The organism is Paraburkholderia phymatum (assembly GCF_038900715.1).
GTDB classification, from domain to species: domain Bacteria; phylum Pseudomonadota; class Gammaproteobacteria; order Burkholderiales; family Burkholderiaceae; genus Paraburkholderia; species Paraburkholderia phymatum_A.
In genome coordinates this window covers 39,441-54,655 of record NZ_JAYMRZ010000014.1, presented here as the reverse complement: position 1 = coordinate 54,655, position 15,215 = coordinate 39,441, and the positions used below count along the sequence as shown (strand labels likewise).

Sequence of the window (15,215 nt, the reverse complement as noted above, 5' to 3'; positions counted from 1 at the left end):
CGGCATCACCGGTTCCTCGAAGCATTCCAGGAGCATATCAACGCGAAATACGGACTGGCGAGTCCGAAGGACAACCGGCGCGTGCAGTTCACCGACGCGTCGGAAATGATCAGCCGGTACAAGGGCGATGTATTCGAGCCAATGAATCGCGAGTTGAAGGCCGCGATCCTCGAAGCGTTGATTGCGCGCGATGTCACGCATTACGAAGACTTCAAGGCGCTGCTCACGGAATTCGGCGCGACACGCACACGTAACGCGGGCCGCGACGGCGAATACGAAAACGTCAAGCCGCCCGCCGCCGCGAAGGGCGTGAATCTGAAGGAGTTCGTGTTCTCACGCGAATTCATCGAACTCGACGCCGCTGGCAAGCGCGAAGCGCTCGATCACAATGTCCATGCGGAGTACATCGAACCGGGTGCGCCGCGCGCGACGCCCCGGCACTTTCTCGATGCCCTTTTCGAATGGAACGATATGCGGGCCCGCGAGATCAAGTATCTGAACAGCGGAAGCAGCTTCTACAAGGCGTATCAGGCCGCGTCGCCGGCAGAACAGCGGCGCATTCTCGAACATCGCGAACAGCGGTTCTATGACGCAGCAGGAGGGCTCGATGAGCGAACACGACGCAGCAGTGGTGGACCAGGAGACTGGCGAGGTTGGCGAGAGTGGCAACGACAGCAGCCAAGGCACGAGGCGCAGCTCGCGCAACACGAACACCGGGGGCGGTGGCGACGAGGCGCGGATCACGACCTTGACGCTCGCTTCGATCGACCCCGCCCGCCGACCGGATCCCCACACCGTGTGCGAAGTGTGCCCAGCCGCAGTGTGGATGGCGACACCGCGCGACGTCAAATGCTTCTGCAGGCTGATGCACTACTGGAGCTGGGAAACCACCAAGCCGACCGAATTGACTCACTGCGATGGACTGGCGATCGCGAGCGAACGGGAAGAGAACACCTAGATCCTGGGAGCAGCGGCAGCAATCCGCTCCTCGACGTAATCGCGGCGCGCATGTACGGCGCGTGGGACAAGGTGGACGATGCAGCGCGGGTGCGCCTTGCGGCGACAGCGGCCGACAAGTTCATGCGTCGCGACGGATCACGTGGTGATCGGCAGCACGCGGGCCATTGGTTCGGTCTGAATCCGCGATCGGGCGGGGGCCGGTTGCCGCCAGCGTTGGGCCCGCGTAATGAGATCCGCAGCCTTGCAGACGTCCAGTCGCTCGATGCGGTCGAGTCGCTTCCCTTTGCGTCGTCCGCTGCTGGCAGCGAGATGCTGACAGCACCTTTCAATGCACGCGCGCGAGCGGCAACCGGCCGGGAGGCGGATACCGTTCGGGACCAGTTCGCGCGCGATCTTGTGGAGTCGCGCAGTGTCCGTCGCTCGCGCGAGCGGGCGGAGTTTGCAGAGATCCTCGCGACACTCGATGCCAGCCGGCTGCTTGCTGCACTTGCCCACTCGCACGGGCTGATCGTCAACAAGTACGACATTGGCAAGGGTGCGGACGGCGGTGACCGGATTCGGGCTGGTTCACGCAATCTGAACGTGTCGGACTTTCTGACGAAGGAAATGAACCTGTCATGGGACGAGACCGCGCAACTGCTACGCGACACGTATCGGGCGCAGACCGGACGCAGCCCTGGTCATGCGCCGCGCCACACGCCCGAGCGTGATCTGTGGGGCGAATTCCAGCAGTGGCGTGCGGCGTATCGCGACGAACTACGTCGTGCATGGGATGAACAGGCGCAGCACGATAAAGCGCGACGTATCGATATCAAGGCGGCCTTCTATCGCGCCCGTAACGACCTTGCGGACCGCAAGGATCTGCCCGGCATTGAGCGGCGCGAACAGCTTTCGGCTGCCCGTGTCGCGCGGGTCGAGGCTGAGGCCGCGCTGCGCGAACGGATCGCGAAGGAGCGTCATGCGTTCAAGGCTGCCGCTCGCCGGCCGATCGCGGACCAGTACCAGGACTTCCTGCGCGAGCGCGCACAGACCGGTGACGAACGCGCGCTGCGCGAACTGCGACGCATGCGGCAGATCCGCCTGCAGGCGAGGAGCGCCGGCGACAAACGCGCTGTGATCTTCAGTGAGCCATCGCATGATGTGGAGCCACGGGCCGGACCCGATCGCAACGAGCTTATCTACCGCGGACCGTCGATCACGTACGAGGTGCGCGCCAGCGGTGAGGTCGACTATCGCAAGGACGGTGTGGCGTTCCTGGTCGACGAAGGCCGCTCGCTGCGACTGTGGGATAGCGAGCGCGAAGCGATCGAGATTGCGCTGCGTTTCGCGCAGCAGAAGTTTGGCGCCACGCTGTCACTGTCCGGTCCAGAAGCATTCCAGGCCGCGGCCGCGCGCATTGCGGCCGACACACGTATGTGGATCGTGTTCGAGCAGCCAGAGCTCGAGAGCATCCGGCAGATGCGGCTTGCGGAGCTCGATACCGAGGCACAGGATCGTCGAACCGCACAGCGCGAGCGCGACGCATGGGAACGCGATGAACTGCGCGACGCCGTGCGCAATACGCAACTACCCGTCCGCGACGACCAGACCACCCGAACCCAGGACGCTGAGCCTCCCGCTGATCCCGATGCACCCGGCAGCGGGCCGGATATCGAACGTTGAGTCATCAGTCTGGGAGGAATCGAACGCCCTGGTTCGCAATCAACGTGCGGTAGTGTGTCAGTCGCGCATGAGGTCGTTTTTAGTGACACGCCGTCCAGGTGGTTAACCTGCGAATCTGTATCAAGAGCGGCGCCGGAGTGATCGGCGCATTTGCCTCCTGGCCCCGCAGCTGAGGACGAATGCTCCCATCATCTGGATGCAAGGGCTTGCACAACACGGGTCCTGTTGAAGGTGAGGCTTTTTGTGCGTAAGCGCTCGATCAGTGTAAGCGTCAAACCGAGGCCGTCTTGACGATCAGAACTTGACCTCTGAGAGCCGCTGATTCGCAAGCACGAGATCGAAGGCGGCGGGATCGAAGCTACCGCCACACCACTCAAGGAAGTGGTCATGTTCCTCGTGCGTCGGATCGCCGATCGCTTCGAGGAAGTCGGCATATCCCGGCACTCCGCCAACGTCTTCCGGCGGACACGCATTCTGCCCATCCAGGCATAGCGGCCGGCGCATGTCCGGGTCGGGCACGAGTGCTTTCTCGACCTTGATTCGATGCCGCCAGTTGTCGCCGTAGTCGTAGATGTAGGTGAATGACTTCAGCCCGTCCAGCGCCTTCGTCAGCGTGACCCGTGCTTCATTGAGCATTGGCGGATCGCTCGGGAATCCGAAGTCATCCGGTTCACCATAGTTGGTTTCGCCGAAGACGAACTCATGCAGGTGCCCGCCTTCCCAACCCATGGCCAGCAGCAGCACGACATGCAGCTTGCCCAGCCTGATTGAGCCGGGGACGATGATTCGTCGCCAGATTGCCGGCTTGATGTATTGCAGTTCAACGCGCAGCACGTAGTCGGGCACTGGCGCTTTGACCTGTCGCAGGGAGGGCTTGCGGGCTTGGGCCATCGAATTATTACGCGGCTTGCTGCTCGACGTGTTCGGCCGTCATCAGGCGCCACGGCAGCAACTCGTCGATGCGGTTGATGGGATGATTAGCGATGCGCTCAAACACCGTGCGCAGGTACGCAAACGGCTCGATGCCGTTCAGGCGCGCCGTACCAATCAAGCTGTAGATCACTGCCGCGCTTTCGCCACCGCCGTCGGAGCCTGCGAACAGATGATTCCGCCTTCAATGCGGAATCATCTGCTTGCCGGCGCGGACTCAGGTGGCGAATGTGCCGCCGCGATGTACAGCCTGATCGGCTCAGCACGCCTGAATGGTGTCGATCCCGAGGCCTATCTGCACTACGTCATCGAGCGTATTGCCGATCATCCGATAAACCGCATCGACGAGCTGTTTCCCTGGAATGTCGCTCCCGTGTTGCCCGCCTCCGCGCACATCGATCCCATTCTTTAGCGGCCGCGGAAACTATCTGTCCCGTCAAACCACGGCCTTAGGCAGTGGTCATTCAACAGGTTGAAGCCTGGTTTATGCAAGTTCAGCGCTGGAAACCGCTGCTGCAGTCGTCCCCGTCCTCGCACATTCGGCAACAAAGGCGGCCTGCTGATCTTGGGTTTCGAAGTATTCTGTGCCGTAACCGCAGTCGTTCTCCCACACTACAGCGAAAGGGTCCATGCCGTCTCCATATCAGCCATTCCAAGAAAGAGCCTGAGTCACGCTCAATGCCGCTGCGAGAAGTATGCCACATCGGAGCTCTGACCACGTGGGCCGCCGCTTGCGGAGGTGCCTTCCCGAAACGTCGCGATGGACTAGCTTGTCGGTTCCGTCGCGGCCCGGTTGCTCAACACCATAGAGATACGATAACTCGTCAAGACGGTACGTATGACTCGCTTACTTTTGTGCTGCCAGCAACCCGGCCTGCTTCGGACGGTTCATAGAGGCCGGAGGGCGACCGGCAAACTGCTGTGCCTCCAGTTGAATAACGATGTGGGTCGGCATGCGCAGCGTCATGGCAATTGCGGCTACCCAATGATGAAGGTGACGATGGGAGCGCCGGCTTCGACGAGCAACGGCCGCGGATCAGCCGATACCGTCCACCCATGCCCGTGCCCATTGGATACCCGCCAGTTCTGCCTCTTCTTCTGTTCCAAACTCGCCGAGTACGCCGGAAGCCTCAACGACCCGGTTGTCTTTCGTGATGGTGCCGCTTGCGGCGTAGCGCTCAGTGTTCACGCGGCCCTCCTGCTGGAGAATCGCATGTCCCCAGAGCATGTAGCCCTGATGTTTTTCGCTTCGCATCAGCGTTGGACCTCGACCTGCCCGCGATGTCCATCGACGCGGAGTACATTCCCCTCGGGGGTAATCTGACGCGGAATGTCCTCATAACGAGGCGTGCGCGCGCGTTGCTCCGCTGCGGCGACCGATGCTCTGGGGCCAGGCGCTGCCGCAGCGATGCGGTGATGCAGTTGACCACTCGCGAAGTGGAGAGTCGCGTGCCGATGCTTCGGTGCCTTGCGGAGCGGTTGTGCCCGCCACTTGTCACCGCGTGCTTCAGGCGGATTCCACACTTCAACGTAATGCGCACCTGCGAATGCGGGGAAAGCGACCGCCAGCAATAACAGGCCACACCGGATTACCTTCCTCATCCTCTCCCCACTGCAGACATATCCCTGCCATCAGACACATCGGTCGTCCTGACCCGTGCACGATCCGCCGCATCGGGGCAGTCGGAGCGGACTATCGATGCGCTGAACATCAGCCGCCGGGATGGAGTTCAACCGGGTGTATTTTCTCATGGATGGGGTGCGTGATCGCTGCGCCAGTGATTCGGGAAAGACGCACAGAATCGCGCCCCACGCCCGGGTTCGGCGGTCGATATCATCGGCAGTTCTCCTGATGTCGCGCGCCCGGCGAAAATACTTCGCTAGAATATCTCGCTGATACACGTGCAATCACCAACAGGATGAGCTCAAAACGACGCGGGGCAGGTGCTTCACGACCCCGGAAGCATCTCACGAAAACGATGTTATTGCCGATGGACGAGGCGTCTGCGCGCGAGCAGGCGTTGTCTTCTCATCTTGCTCTCGTAGCCTGCCGGGAGGGTCACGGCAATACGCATCTGTTTAACGAACTGATCCGGACAGCGTATGTGGCCTGGTTTCTCCAGCAGGACGGTTACGGAAGCGAACCGGCAGGAACCTTCAAGACAGCCGAACACGCCGTAGAGACAGCGCTGGAACTGGCCCATCAATCCAACGAGTGGGTGCTCGCAGAGGACACCATTTGCGTGTTCGAGCGCCTGCTCGCACTGAACGACAGACAACTCGCCACTGCGCCCCTGCATAAGGTAATCGACGCGGAACGCCGTCTCAGGCGGTTTCTTGCCGGAACCGCAAATTCACCTGTTCCTGAAACAGATCAGACTGACATGCCGTAGCGGACATTGACCGCATTCGCGAAAGCGATTGCTGGAAGGCCAGCCGGAACACAATAAACCGTCATGCTCTGATTCCACGACATCGTGATGCGTAGCAGTCTCGACGATGAACGCCGCGCTGATCAGTTCTGCTATCTGGTTATTGCACAGTTGATCGCGCGTGCGCGAACTGATGACTGGGTTCGAACCGGTCACCTGGTTGAATCAAGGAGGTCAAGGCAACGGCTCTCGCCGCCACGCGTACGCTGATCATTCCCGTTGCACCGACGATCTTTTTCGAAGCGGGCCCGGAAACGCGCAAGGCGATGAGCATTTCCGACGGCATGTTGCGCCTGTCGGCGGGCATCGAGGATATCGACGACCTGATCGCGGATTTCTCGCAAGCGCTCAGGTTGGGCGGTGTAACGCGTTGCGGGACAAGTTTCGGCCTGTTTCGTTGAAAAACACTGTCGGCGGCGATGACTCGTTCGTCAGAGTGACACGGCTAGCAATGCGCGGCAAAAAGGCCGGAAAAGGGTCCGCCGAGCGGAAGCTTCAGGGGGATGCTGTGTCGCTGAGCGCTCCACTGCGGTTTCAGGCACACGGGATTTGTCCCGAACGCCATAACCAATGCATCAAGGTGGAACAGTCGATTCTATTCGCTTCACTGCGTACAGCAACCTTTTCGTTGTTTCGAACCCAACACCCACCTTTATCGCCCGGCAGGTTTGCGCTGGATGTGCAACGATATTCGTGCAACTCGCAGCTGTCTGAACACGCTAGACAACCGAACGGGAAGGGTAGATGAGAGAAACCGCCAAGATGCTATTCGTCGCTTCCGAAGACATTGCGACAGCGTTGAACCTGCTGGAGAGCATTGAGGTTGAGGTCGGGTTCGATAGCGATGATCCGGAGAGCATCGAGCGGGCGATTCTCGCCGTCGAGGAGGCGATCAATACTCGCCTGAGCGGCCATCGCGGCGATGCACGTATTGAATCAGCCATCCTTCGCGTCAAGCTGGACCTTCGGTGCGCGATCCTTGATCGAGCCTCGTCAGGTGATGACGATGATGAGGCCATCAGCAGCGTCCACACCCTGCATTGATGATTTCTCGCGCACAACACCCGATCGCCGGTTGGCATCGGGTGGGCCACGTCATGTAGCGCCGAACTGGTTTCCGTGGCTGTGACGATAAACATCTCAACTTCTCGAGCGGCACGGAAAAACCGCCATTCCCATGGCCGGCTCACATTCGGAAGCTGCCGGATGCCGACCGGAAGCAGTTCGGCGATACCTGACCTTCAGGTATCGCATCCGTCAGGCGGCAGTCGCTTTGCCGACATTCGCAGTTCGGCAGCGGCGAACGTCAGCGTTCATTGCTAGCGAATGCGTACTTGCGACCTATTTCGTTGAAAAACTGCGCTTTCGCGCGCGGACGCGGTGATTTGTAGTCGTGCAATCGACGTGCTCAGTGCTCTTTCCGATCGGGCTGCTTGTGCGCATCGCTTCGCGATGCCTATCAAGCGGCCGCTGCCGCCATTTCTTCCTGCTTTGGCATCAACCACGTCGCCATTCGCCTCAGATTCTGCGCAGTTGCAGCCAGCAAGAACTCGTCATGAGCACCTGACGGACCTCGCAGTCGGAGACGATCCAGCTTCATGACGCTTTTGAGGTGAGCAAACAGGATCTCAACCTTCTTGCGGTCCTTGCGTGACTGCCTGTATGTCGATGTTTTCACAATAGCCTTTGCCTTATCGCGTGCTGATTCGTGGACGCTTCGGGCTATCTTTCGTATTGGCGTGTTCGGACAGCATTGATCTTTCAATGAACATCCAGCGCAGTCCAACTGGCTTGATCGATAGACGACCGTGTTGGCCTTGATGATGTGCGTTCGCGGATTCTTGAATGGACGCCGTTCGCTGCGCAATGCATGGCCAGCCGGGCAGCGATACTCATTGCTTTGCCCGACCCACTGGAAATCGCTGTTCGCGAAGGTTTCGTCGCTACGCGCTCCTTTCTCCAACACTGGGACATGCGGCTCGATCGCCTTGTCATTGATCATCCAGGCAAGCATCGCCGCAGTGCCATATGCGGTGTCACCCAGCAGACGTTGTGGCTTGAGACGAAAACGCTGTTCGACCCTATCCATCATGGTCCTGGTCCAGTCCACCTCCTGTGTGCGGTATGCGGGAGTGGCCTCGACATCGACGATGATTCCCGCCTGCAGAACAATCAGGTAGTTGGTCGAGTAGGCAAAGAACGCTGGGCCACCGGGTGCAGCTGTCCAACGTGCAGCAGGATCGGTTAGCGAAATGTTCTTTGGTGGCGTAACGGGTTCCTGCGATGGCTCCATGGCTTGGGCGTCAGTGTCGTTCGCGTCGAGCGTCGCCAGATACTCACGCACTGCACGGCTGGGCTCTTCGCCACGACTCCAGTCGATCGCTTCAGTCCCGGCGATGCCTCGAGTGCGATTGGCGTCGGCTTTGATGACACTGGCATCGATCGCGAACCCTTCACCACCTACGAGGCCTTCGCTCATGCAGCGGTGTAAAACTGATTCGAATACATGGCGCAGCATATCGCTGTCGCGAAACCGGCCATGGCGATTCTTTGAAAACGTTGAGTGATCGGGAATCGGATCCTCAAGGCCGAGGCGGCAAAACCAGCGATACGCCAGGTTCAGATGGACTTCCTCACACAGGCGCCGTTCGGAGCGGATGCCGAAGCAGTAGCCGACGATCAGCATGCGAATCATCAACTCTGGATCGATCGAAGGGCGTCCCGTATGACTGGGAAACGACGCCATGTGCTGACGGAGGTCTCCGGCATCGAAGTACTGATCTATACCGCGTAACAGATAGCCCTTCGGAACGTGATCGTCAGGCTTGAACGCGTAAAACAGCTGCTCCTGATCGCCGCTTCGCTGACCCATCATGACGATGCACTCCCATCGATTGATGGATTCCAGGATAGCCAAGAACCGGGCTCTCAGGGGAGTTTTTCAACGAAATAGACCGGGAGTACGCGTTCACCCACGTCGCCGGAAAGTTACCGTTGAAGACTCGAACGTCAGCTTTGCAGAACGTTCACGGAACTGCTGCTCTCTGCCATCTCCAGTCATTGGCTCACGCTCTAACGCAGACATTCGAATGTCGGCTTCGCAACTCTACCTCTCTGCCGTACCCGCGCTGGTAACGCCCCGTGCCGCGAGGCGCAGCGCGGATGCCAGCGAAAAGCCAGGCGAACCACACCCGCGCCCATCGCGAACACTAAACGACAATATTGACAGGCGCGCCACGCACAAATCCGCCGATGTTATCCATCAACTGATCGGCAAGCGCCTGCTGCGCCTCATCCGACGCCCAAGCCACATGCGGCGTCACAATCACATTCGGCCGATTCGCAATGCGCATCAGCGGATTGTTGCCTTGGGGCGGTTCGCTCGAAAGCACATCGAAGCCTATGCCGCTGATCAGTCCTTCTTCGAGCGCGCACACCAGCGCGTGTTCATCGACGAGCCCGCCGCGCGCCGTATTGATCACAACCGGCTTGCGCTTCATCGCGCGAAACTCGGGCATCGCGAGCATGCCGCGCGTTTGTGGCGTCAGCGGACTGTGTATCGTGATGACGTCGCTCGTCGCAAGCACTTCGTCCCATGCCGTGTAAAGCGGCCCGAGTCCTTCGCGGCCCTTGTGCGCAGCGAACAGCGGGCGCATACCGAACGCCTTCGCAATTTCCGCCACGCGCTGACCAAGCACGCCTTCGCCGATGATGCCGAGCGTCATGCCGCCGAGATCATGTATCGCGTGATTGAAGAAGCAGAACTGGCCGGACTTCTGCCACTCGCCGTTCAGCACGTCGTCGCGATATGCGATCAGATTGCGGCGCAGCGCGAGCATCAACGCGAACGTATGCTCGGGTACGGTGTTCAGTGCATAGCCGCGAATGTTCGACACCTTGACGCCGTGACGTTCGCACGCGTCCTTATCGACGCAATCGGTGCCCGTCGCGGCGACGGCGACGAGCTTCAACGACGGCAATTGCGCGATCACATCGGCGGTCAGCGGCACCTTATTGGTAATGGCGATGGTTGCGCCGTCAAGACGCGCGGCGACCTGATCGGCTTGCGTATGCTCGTATTCGACGAACTCGTGTTCGAATGCCGGCCGTGCGAGCTTTATCTGTGGCGCGAGTGTCGCGCGGTCGAGGAAGACGATCTTCTGCATGCTGATTCCTGGTGGAGTTGGCTGATGAGGGGGATCAAAGATGACGCTTTGCTTCAGCGACGATATGCGCCGCCGTGATGCCGAAGTGTTCGTACAGCGCTTCGGCCGGGCCCGATGCGCCGAATCCCGTCATGCCGACAAAGCCACTGCGTTCGCCGAGATAGCGGTCCCAGCCGAAGCGCACGGCGGCCTCGATGCCGATGCGCACGGTGTTCGCGCCGAGCACGGTCTGACGATAGACGCGGTCCTGCGCGTCGAACAGTTCCCAGCACGGCAGCGACACGACGGCGGTCGGAATACCTTCTTTTTGCAGACATTCGCGCGCCACGACGGCTAGCGCGACTTCCGATCCCGTCGCGAGCAGCGTGACGAGGCGCTCGCCGCCTTCGGCCTCAGCGAGCACATACCCGCCGCGCGCGCACAGGTTGCCGGTGCTGATGCGCGTGCGTACGAGCGGCAACGTCTGACGCGCGAACACCATCGTGCTCGGTCCGCTGCGGTGCTCGTAGGCGAGCGCCCAGCATTCGGCGGCTTCGACGGCATCGGCGGGGCGAAACACTTGCATGTTCGGCATCGCGCGCAACGATGCGAGTATCTCCACCGGCTGATGCGTCGGCCCATTCTTGCCGACGCCGATCGAGTCGTGACTGAACACGAACTTCACGGGCAGGCCCATCAGCGCGGCCATGCGCATTGCGGGGCGCTCGTAGTCGGAGAACGCGAGGTACGTGACGGCAAGCGGTATCACGCCGCCGTGCGCGGCCATGCCGTTTGCCATCGCGCCCATCACGTGCTCGCGCACGCCACAATGCACGTAGGCGCCGCTGCGGTCTTCCGATGTGAACGCATGCAGGCTGCGCTTGTGGCTCGTCGGCGCTTCGAGGTCTGCGCAACCGACCATGCGTTCCGGCAACCGCGCGAGCAGATCGTTGATCTCGGCGGAAATCATGATGCCTGCCTGGCCTTCGCCTTTTTCCACAACCTGCTTCTTGTAGTCTTCGAGGACTCGCTGCCAGCCTTCGGGCAAACGGCCGGCCTGGATACGCTCGAACTCGGCGCGCGCGTCGCCGGGCAACGCGGCGAGGCGCTCATGCCAGGCGAGATATTCGCTTTCGCTGCGCCTTCCCGCGGCACGCCAGACTTGCAGCACGTCATGTGAGATCTCGAACGGCGCATGCGGCCAGCCCAGTTCGTCGCGCGCCGCATCGGCATCGGCGGCGAACAGCTTGCCGCTGTGACCGCCGCGCTGTCCCTGCAAGCGCGCGATGCCGCGCGCGATGACCGTGCGACACGCCAGCATCGACGGACGCGGGTCGTGCTTCGCTTGCGCCAGCGCCGCGGCGATGGCTTCCATATCGTGCCCGTCGACTTCGATCACGTGCCAGCCTGCGACGCGGAACCGTTCGCTCACGTCTTCGCTGATTGACAGCGACGTGCTGCCGTCATCGGTGATGCGGTTGTCGTCCCAGCAGAGAATCAGCTTGCCGAGCTTCAGGTGCCCCGCGAGCGAAATCATCTCCTGGCCGACGCCTTCCTGCAGACAACCATCGCCGACGAACGCATACGTGTAGTGATTGACGATACCGTCGCCGAACTTCGCGTTCAGATAAGCCTCTGCGACAGCCATGCCGAACGCGTTCGCAATGCCTTGTCCGAGCGGTCCCGTCGTGACTTCGATTCCGGCTGCGGGATCGAACTCGGGGTGGCCTTCGCAATGCGAGCCCATCTCGCGGAAGGTTTTGATCTGATCGATGCCGAACTCCGCATAGCCCGTCAGATGCAGCAGTGCGTACAGCAGCATCGAGCCGTGTCCGTTGGACAGCACGAATCGGTCGCGATCGGGCCATTGCGGATCGGCGGGATTGAACTTCATATGCTGCGTGAAGAGCGCCGTGGCGATTTCGGCCATGCCGAGCGGCACGCCCTGATGGCCTTCGCCGGCACGCACGATGGCATCGATGGCCAGGAAGCGGATCGCGTTGGCGAGCGGCCGCGTTGCGCGCAACGGCATGATGTCGGACATGACTTCTCCTTGCCGCTGCGCCTCTTGGGCGGCGGCTATCGCAAGTGTTGAAAGAGGGAAGAGGGCGCTGCGTCTTCGGCAGAAGATAAAGACGCAGCGCAATGCGTCAGTGCAGGAAGCCGGTCGAGATCCACGGCACGGCTGCGACGACGATCAGGCCGATCACGAGCGCGATGATGTAGCCGATGATCGGCTTCATGCCTTCGTCGGGATGGATGCGGCTCACGGCGCACGCCGAGTAGTAGCCGACGCCGAATGGCGGTGCGAACAGGCCCACGCCCATCGACAGGATCACGACCATCGCGTAATGCACATCGTGAATGCCCATCTGCCGCGCGATCGGGAACATCAGGGGGCCGAACAGCACGATCGCGGGAATGCCTTCGAGCACGCTGCCGAGCACGATGAACACGAGCATCGACGCGGCCATGAACATCGCGGCGCCCCCGGGCAGTTTGGCCATCGCCTGCGCAAGCTGGCCCGAGAAGCCGGACTGCGTGAGCGCCCATGCCATGCCCGTCGCCGCGCCGATGATCAGCAGGATCGCGCCGGAGAGCGCGGCCGTGTCGATCAGCATCGGCTTCAGGCGCGCCCATTCGAAGCGGCGATAGATCAACAGGCCCGCAAGCACCGCATACGCAATGCCGATCGTCGAAACTTCCGTGGCCGTCGCGACGCCTTCGACGACCGCGAGCCGAATCACGAACGGCAGCGCGAGCGCGGGGAAGGCGATCGCGAGCTTGCGCAGCACTTCGCCGCGCGCGGCGCGGCGCACGTTCGACAGATCGTCGCCGCGATAGCGCCACCACACGACCGAGCACAGCGTGATCGCGAGCACGATGCCCGGCAGCATGCCGCCCGTGAAGAGCGCGGAGATCGACACGCCCGTCACCGAGCCGAGCGTGATCAGCACCAGGCTCGGCGGGATGGTCTCCGTCTGCGCACCTGTAGCGGCGAGCAGTGCGACGAGGTCGCCCGGCTTCGCGCCGCGCGCCTTCATCTCGGGGAACAGCACGGGCGCGATGGCGGCCATGTCGGCCGCCTTCGAGCCGGAGATGCCCGACACCAGATACATCGCGCCGACCAGCACGTACGACAGGCCGCCGCGCACGTGACCGAGCAGGCTCGCGAGAAACGCGATCATCGCGTTGGCCATGCCCGTCATCTCGATCAGCTGCCCGAGGAACACGAAGAGCGGCACCGAGAGCAGGATCAGATGCGACATGCCTTCGTCCATCCGTCCAACGACGACGCTCAGCGGCGTGCTCGTCGTCAGCGCGAGATAGCCGAACGTCGCAAGGCCGAACGAGAACGCGATAGGCACGCCCGACAGCACGCACAGCGCGACGAGACCCACGAAGAAGATCAGCAGGTTCACGTTGCCCAGATCGTGCAGCACGGGACTCATCGCGACGAAGCCGCCCGCGATCGCGGCCACCGCCGCGAGCGCCGCGAGCGTCATGTGCCAGTTGGCCACGCGAATGAGGCGCAGGCACGCGACGACGAGCATCAGCGCACAGCCGATGGGCAGCGCCGCCGCGCGCCACGTGTTCGAGATTTCCAGCGCGGGCGTCGTGATGATGCCTTCGTCCTGCGCGAATTCGACAGCGGGTCCGATCACGAGCAGCAGGAACGCGAGGGGAGCGGCGATTGCGACGAGCTCGAGAAACGCGCGCACGGACGGCGATGCCTTGCCGACGAGCGCCGTCATCCGCATGTGCTCGCCGCGCCGCAGCGCGACCACGGCCCCGAGCATCGCGAGCCAGAGGAACAGCATCGACGCGAGTTCATCGGACCAGACGAGCGGCGTACGCAGCACATAACGGCTCGTCACGCCCGCCAGCAGCACGAAGATTTCGGCGACCACCAGCAGCGCGGCCGGAATCTCCACCATGTACCCGAGCACCGTGTCGATCGTATTGACGATACGGCGCGGCGACGGCTGAGGGAAAGTAGCGGTGTGCATCGTGTTCATACCAGTTTTCCGACGTACTTTTCGAGCGTGCTCCAGCCCTGGTCGCCATACTTCGCTTTCCAGTCGCTATAGAAGCTCGTTTTGCGCAAGGCGTCGCGAAACGCCTGGCGGTCCACATCGACGACATTGATGCCCTTGGCCTTCAGATCGTTGCGCAGCGACCCGTTCAGCTGGGCGATATCCGCGCGTTCCAGCATGCCCGCCGCTTCGAATTCGCGCGTGACGATGGCGCGCATGTCGGCGGGCAGCTTTTCCCATGCGCGCTTGTTGCCGAGAATCCAGTAGCCGTCCCACACGTGCGATGTGAGGCTGATCGACTTCTGCACTTCGTAGAGCTTGGCCGTCGCAATGATGGGCAGCGGGTTCTCCTGTCCTTCGACGACGCCCGTTTGCAGCGCCGAATACAGCTCGTTGAAGTTGATCGGGGCAGGGCCGGCGTCGAGCGCCTTGAAGAGCGACGTAAGCATCGGCGCTTGCGGCACGCGGATCTTGAAGCCCTTGAGGTCGCCCGGCTGCTTGATGACGCGCGTCGATGAGCTCACCTGGCGGAAGCCGTTGTCCCATACCTTCGACACCGTGACGATGCCCGTCTTCTCGATCTGCGCCCGGATGTACGCGCCGAGATCACCGTCCATCGCTTTCCAGACGGTATCGTAGTCGGGGAACGCAAAGCCTGTGTTGACGATGCCGGCGGCGGGCGCGAGCGTCGCGAGAATCGACGACGCCTGGTTGAAGAACTCGACGCCGCCGCTTCGCACCTGCGACAGCAGGTCGGTATCCGAGCCGAGCTGGTTCGCCGGAAAGACCTTGATGTCGAGCTTGCCGTTGGTCGCGGCGCGAATCTTGTCGCAAGCCTGCTGCGCGCGGATGTTGACCGGGTGCGTCGGGTCCTGGCCCGTTGCGAGCTTGTACGAGAAGTCGGCGGCCGATGCGCGTCGGATCGACAGGCCCCAGAGCGGTGCTGCTGCTGCGACGCTTGCGCCCGCTTTCAGAAACGTGCGTCGGTCGATGCCGGTGCGGATGGTCGAGCGGTTGCTCATGATGTGCTCCTCCAATACGGATTTGTG

The 15,215-nt window shown here is 61.7% G+C and carries 10 protein-coding genes and 3 pseudogenes; 5 read left to right on the top strand and 8 right to left on the bottom strand.

Going from position 1 to position 15,215, the window contains the following annotated elements:
• Nucleotides 1–81: 81 nt before the first annotated feature.
• The gene (locus VSR68_RS24215; protein ID WP_428983573.1) at nt 82–2,622 is read left to right on the top strand and encodes an LPD7 domain-containing protein; all 2,541 of its coding nucleotides are present in this window, start codon (nt 82–84) and stop codon (nt 2,620–2,622) included.
• 294 nt (nt 2,623–2,916) lie between these two features.
• On the opposite strand, the gene VSR68_RS24210 is transcribed toward VSR68_RS24215, so the two are convergent.
• Together VSR68_RS24210 and VSR68_RS24205 are read right to left on the bottom strand one after the other, a co-directional pair.
• Nucleotides 2,917–3,513 (bottom strand): plasmid pRiA4b ORF-3 family protein, encoded by a 597-nt coding sequence (locus VSR68_RS24210; protein ID WP_342942258.1) that lies wholly within the window; start codon nt 3,511–3,513, stop codon nt 2,917–2,919.
• Between the two features lie 7 nt (nt 3,514–3,520).
• Nucleotides 3,521–3,736: pseudogene (locus VSR68_RS24205) on the bottom strand (transposase domain-containing protein); the annotation flags it as partial.
• Nucleotides 3,737–3,742: 6 nt separating this feature from the next.
• Here VSR68_RS24205 and VSR68_RS24200 point away from each other — a divergent pair.
• Nucleotides 3,743–3,964 (top strand): annotated as a pseudogene (locus VSR68_RS24200) (transposase domain-containing protein); the annotation flags it as partial.
• A 624-nt stretch (nt 3,965–4,588) separates the two neighbouring features.
• On the opposite strand, the gene VSR68_RS24195 reads toward VSR68_RS24200, so the two are convergent.
• Complete coding sequence (locus VSR68_RS24195) at nt 4,589–4,807, bottom strand: hypothetical protein (protein ID WP_342942257.1); 219 nt, start codon at nt 4,805–4,807, stop codon at nt 4,589–4,591.
• A 736-nt stretch (nt 4,808–5,543) separates the two neighbouring features.
• On the opposite strand from VSR68_RS24195, the gene VSR68_RS24190 reads away from it, so the two are divergent.
• The 3 genes and pseudogenes from VSR68_RS24190 (at nt 5,544) to VSR68_RS24180 (ending at nt 7,028) form a co-directional block, all read left to right on the top strand.
• Nucleotides 5,544–5,945 carry a hypothetical protein gene (locus VSR68_RS24190; protein ID WP_342942256.1) on the top strand — a complete coding sequence of 134 codons (402 nt, stop codon included), beginning with the start codon at nt 5,544–5,546 and terminating at the stop codon, nt 5,943–5,945.
• A gap of 212 nt (nt 5,946–6,157) precedes the next feature.
• Nucleotides 6,158–6,385: pseudogene (locus VSR68_RS24185) on the top strand (PLP-dependent transferase); the annotation flags it as partial.
• A gap of 343 nt (nt 6,386–6,728) precedes the next feature.
• Nucleotides 6,729–7,028, top strand: coding sequence for a hypothetical protein (locus VSR68_RS24180; protein ID WP_342942255.1), 300 nt, complete (start codon nt 6,729–6,731; stop codon nt 7,026–7,028).
• Nucleotides 7,029–7,443: 415 nt separating this feature from the next.
• Here the strand turns inward: VSR68_RS24180 and VSR68_RS24175 are convergent, their stop codons facing one another.
• The 5 genes from VSR68_RS24175 to VSR68_RS24155 form a co-directional block, all read right to left on the bottom strand.
• Nucleotides 7,444–8,859, bottom strand: coding sequence for an IS1182 family transposase (locus tag VSR68_RS24175; RefSeq protein ID WP_342942422.1), 1,416 nt, complete (start codon nt 8,857–8,859; stop codon nt 7,444–7,446).
• A gap of 334 nt (nt 8,860–9,193) precedes the next feature.
• On the bottom strand, nt 9,194–10,150 hold the full coding sequence (locus tag VSR68_RS24170; RefSeq protein WP_342942254.1) for a D-2-hydroxyacid dehydrogenase: 957 nt from the start codon (nt 10,148–10,150) through the stop codon (nt 9,194–9,196).
• Nucleotides 10,151–10,184: 34 nt separating this feature from the next.
• Nucleotides 10,185–12,161, bottom strand: a complete 1,977-nt coding sequence (gene tkt, locus VSR68_RS24165) for a transketolase (protein WP_428983580.1) — start codon at nt 12,159–12,161, stop codon at nt 10,185–10,187.
• A gap of 118 nt (nt 12,162–12,279) precedes the next feature.
• A complete protein-coding gene (locus tag VSR68_RS24160) occupies nt 12,280–14,139 on the bottom strand; it encodes a TRAP transporter large permease subunit (protein ID WP_428983579.1) in 1,860 nt (619 codons plus the stop codon).
• A 5-nt stretch (nt 14,140–14,144) separates the two neighbouring features.
• Nucleotides 14,145–15,188: a TRAP transporter substrate-binding protein gene (locus VSR68_RS24155; RefSeq protein WP_342942251.1), complete on the bottom strand. Its 1,044-nt coding sequence runs from the start codon at nt 15,186–15,188 to the stop codon at nt 14,145–14,147.
• Between the last annotated feature and the right edge of the window lie 27 nt (nt 15,189–15,215).

What these genes read in the sequence shown, in the direction of transcription:
- VSR68_RS24160 (WP_428983579.1), bottom strand. Translation starts at nt 14,139, where the DNA reads ATGCACACCGCTACTTTCCCTCAGCCGTCGCCGCGCCGTATCGTCAAT.
- VSR68_RS24195 (WP_342942257.1), bottom strand. Translation starts at nt 4,807, where the DNA reads ATGCGAAGCGAAAAACATCAGGGCTACATGCTCTGGGGACATGCGATT.
- VSR68_RS24170 (WP_342942254.1), bottom strand. Translation starts at nt 10,150, where the DNA reads ATGCAGAAGATCGTCTTCCTCGACCGCGCGACACTCGCGCCACAGATA.
- VSR68_RS24175 (WP_342942422.1), bottom strand. Translation starts at nt 8,859, where the DNA reads ATGATGGGTCAGCGAAGCGGCGATCAGGAGCAGCTGTTTTACGCGTTC.
- VSR68_RS24180 (WP_342942255.1), top strand. Translation starts at nt 6,729, where the DNA reads ATGAGAGAAACCGCCAAGATGCTATTCGTCGCTTCCGAAGACATTGCG.
- VSR68_RS24210 (WP_342942258.1), bottom strand. Translation starts at nt 3,513, where the DNA reads ATGGCCCAAGCCCGCAAGCCCTCCCTGCGACAGGTCAAAGCGCCAGTG.
- tkt (WP_428983580.1), bottom strand. Translation starts at nt 12,161, where the DNA reads ATGCCGTTGCGCGCAACGCGGCCGCTCGCCAACGCGATCCGCTTCCTG.
- VSR68_RS24190 (WP_342942256.1), top strand. Translation starts at nt 5,544, where the DNA reads ATGGACGAGGCGTCTGCGCGCGAGCAGGCGTTGTCTTCTCATCTTGCT.
- VSR68_RS24155 (WP_342942251.1), bottom strand. Translation starts at nt 15,188, where the DNA reads ATGAGCAACCGCTCGACCATCCGCACCGGCATCGACCGACGCACGTTT.